A 3,082-nucleotide genomic window follows, 5' to 3' on the forward strand; every position below is an offset into this window, starting at 1 on the left:
TCGCCCAGCACGGGAACCTGTCCGAGCGCCTGGCCCCAGTCGCCGGCGATATCGATCTGCTTGACCGGGCCGCGGAAGCCATGCGCCTCGTCGAAGCGCACCAGGCCGTCGGCCAGCGCCTTGCGGGCCATCAGCTGCATTTTCGGGTCGAGCGAGGCGCGCACCGACAGGCCGCCCTCATAGAGCTTCTTGTCGCCATAGCGGTCGTTCAACTCGCGGCGCACTTCCTCGGCAAAATAGCCGGCGGCGATCGAATTGGGCGACAGCGCGCGCGGATTGACCGTGAGCGGCTCGGCCTTGGCGGCGTCGCCGTCGGCGCGCGAGACATAGCCGTTCTCGACCATGCGCTCGATTACGTAATTGCGGCGGGCGATCGCGGCCTCGCGATTGCGAAAGGGGTTGTAATTGTTCGGCCCCTTGGGCAGCCCGGCGAGATAGGCGGTCTCGGCGAGGCTCAGCTCGTGGACCGATTTGTCGAAATAGTTCAGGGCGGCGGCGGCTATGCCGTAATTGCCGAGGCCGAGATAGATTTCGTTGAGATAGAGTTCGAGGATGCGCTCCTTGGAATAGGCCTGTTCGATGCGCATCGAGAGCAGGGCTTCCTTGATCTTGCGGTCGAAGGAGCGCTCATTGGTCAGGAGGAAGTTCTTGGCTACCTGTTGGGTGATGGTCGAGGCGCCCTGCATGTGCTTCGAGCCCTGCGCCAGCACCATGGCCGCGCGCACGACGCCCTCGGGGTCGATGCCGTGATGGGTGTAGAAATTCTTGTCTTCGGCCGAGATAAAGGCCTGTTTCACCAGATTGGGAATGGCGCTGGACGGCAGGTAAAGCCGGCGCTCATGCGCATATTCGGCGAGAATCGACCCGTCGCCGGCATGGACGCGGGTCATGACCGGCGGTTCGTAATTCTTGAGCTGAGTGTAATCCGGCAGGTCCTTGGAATAGACATAGACCAGCCCGCCCACCGCGAGCGCGCCGAGGACGAAAACGATCGCGCCCGTCGCGAAGAGAAAGCCGAGAAACCGGGCGATGAAACGCATTCAAAAAGCCTTTCGCACCTAACGAGACGCCATGAGGGACAGGCGAAAAAAATCGCGGAATCGTCGTGCCCGAGAGAACGTCTTGCCCCAGCGCCTATAGCACCCCGGCGGACCGCGAGCCACGCCAAATTTCCCGTCGATATGCGGCGGCGCGTCGGGGCGGTTCTGTCGGAAACCTTAGTTGCCGGTGCTTTGTGTCGCTTTGAGGGCGGCGTCGACCGGCGCGGCCGGCGCGTTTTCGAGCCGGCGGTTGGCGAAAAAGCCGTCGATCGCCTTCGCCGTCTGGTCGGTCGCCTTGTCGCGCCAGGCGGCCGAGGTCAGGTCCGCCACATCGGAGGGATTGGAGAGATAGCCAAGCTCCAGCAGGACCGAGGGCACGTCGGGCGCCTTGAGCACGACAAATCCGGCGGAGCGTCGGGGATTTTTGTTCAGCCGCGCCGCGACCTTGAAATATTCGGACAGAGAGCGGGCGAAGACATGGGAATAGGCGCGGGTTTCGCGGCGGGTCAGTTCGAACAGGATGTCATTGACGTCGCTGGCGTCTTCCTGCGCCTCCTCGCCGGCGGCGGAATCGGCCTTGTTCTCATGTTCGGCGACGCGGGCGGCTTCGGCGTCTGAGGCGCGGTCCGAGACGGTATAGACGGTCGCGCCCTGAACTTCGTCGCCATTTGAAGCCAGAGCGTCGGCATGGACCGAGACGAAGAGAGCGGCGTTGAGCCGGCGCGCGATGCGGACCCGCTCGCCGAGCGGCACGAAAACATCGTCCTCGCGGGTCAGAACCACGCGATAATGGTCGCCGGCGCGCAATTTGGCGGCGAGCGCCTTGGCGAAATCGAGCACCACGACTTTTTCAACCGCATGGTCCCGGCCCAGCGCGCCGGTGTCGACCCCGCCATGGCCCGGATCGATCACCACCACGGGTTTTTCCGGCGAGCCGGGCGGCGGCGCGACGGCGGCGGGCGCGTCCGGGGTTCGGACGGGGGACTGTTTTTCGGCCCCCGCGCGAGCGGCGGCCTTGAACGCAACATCCGTCGCCGGGGCGAGGACGAGGGTCAGTTCGGCGGCGCCTGGCGTCGGGGCGCAGCCAATCGAGGCGACGGCGGCGGGACCGGAGAGGTCGACCACGATGCGCGATTTTCCGGGCGCCAGCCGTCCGAAGCGGAAGGAGCTGATGAGGCCCGCGTCCAGGCTCGGCGGCGGCGGCTTTTGCGCCGCCGGCCGGTGGCGGCGCGGCTTTGATTCGGGCGCGGGGAGGCCCTCGTGCGGGTCGATCTGGAAATTGACTTCCGGCAGATCGACAATGGCGCGCGCCGGCGCGTCGAGCACATAGGCCTCGGCGGCGACGCAGGATTGCAGGGTGAAGGACAGTCGGCTGTCGCGGCCCCGGGCCTCGGCATGGGCGGCGATGGCGATCGGCGCGGCCGGCTGCGCCCATCCGCCGCCGAGCGTCAGCGGAGCGAGCAGGGCGGCGAGCGTCAGCGCGAGACGCCGCCGCCGGGACCGCTTGGGCGTTCCCGGACGGGCGAATCCTGGCTTACGTCTCAGCAAGGCCATGACGATCCCGGTGTCTCCTGCGCGGCGTGTCGCCGATTTTCAGCCTCGACTCAGATCATGAAATCGTTAACGGGTTTTTACCTTGATAAAACCTCGCGCCGGTCCCAGCTGTGGTAAAGGGGCAACAGACGTGGGAAACTTGCCAAAGCGGCGCCCCTTCGTCTAGAAAGAGAATGTTCCAGTTCGGGCGCGACGAGATTCGCGCCGGATCGAAGGGGTCAGGCTGTTCAGCCCCGGCGCGTCGCTCCAGCAGCGGAGAGGTTTCGCGCCGGTCAGGCTTTGCCAGGACCCGTTCGGCAGCCGTCTTGGACAGGGTCCGGCGATTTCGCGCCGGAGGATTGGTGAGAGATTTTGTCAGGGCTTGCAACTGAACTTCGGCGGCGCTTTATCGTCCGCGCGAAGGCCGTTCCGGGGGATCTGTCTGGCGCCGCGCAGCGCCGGGCTGCTGCTTTTGCCCCCGCGGCCGCCCTGTCGCCGTCCTCCAGCTT

General features: G+C 65.9%; 2 protein-coding genes. Both read right to left on the bottom strand.

All coding sequences use genetic code 11. The features are described 5' to 3' along the window. Positions 1 to 1,040 (bottom strand): transglycosylase domain-containing protein (locus tag ACE3S9_RS17555; RefSeq protein ID WP_374547772.1); only part of this gene is annotated, 1,040 nt, incomplete at its 3' end. Positions 1,041 to 1,217: 177 nt separating this feature from the next. Next, positions 1,218 to 2,594 carry an N-acetylmuramoyl-L-alanine amidase gene (locus ACE3S9_RS17560; protein WP_374547773.1) on the bottom strand — a complete coding sequence of 459 codons (1,377 nt, stop codon included), beginning with the start codon at positions 2,592 to 2,594 and terminating at the stop codon, positions 1,218 to 1,220. Positions 2,595 to 3,082: the final 488 nt, after the last annotated feature.

This window comes from Rhodoblastus sp. (assembly GCF_041915505.1).
Taxonomy (GTDB): domain Bacteria; phylum Pseudomonadota; class Alphaproteobacteria; order Rhizobiales; family Beijerinckiaceae; genus Rhodoblastus.

Coding starts and splice junctions, on each gene's coding strand:
- ACE3S9_RS17560 (WP_374547773.1), bottom strand. CDS start 2,594: ATGGCCTTGCTGAGACGTAAGCCAGGATTCGCCCGTCCGGGAACGCCC.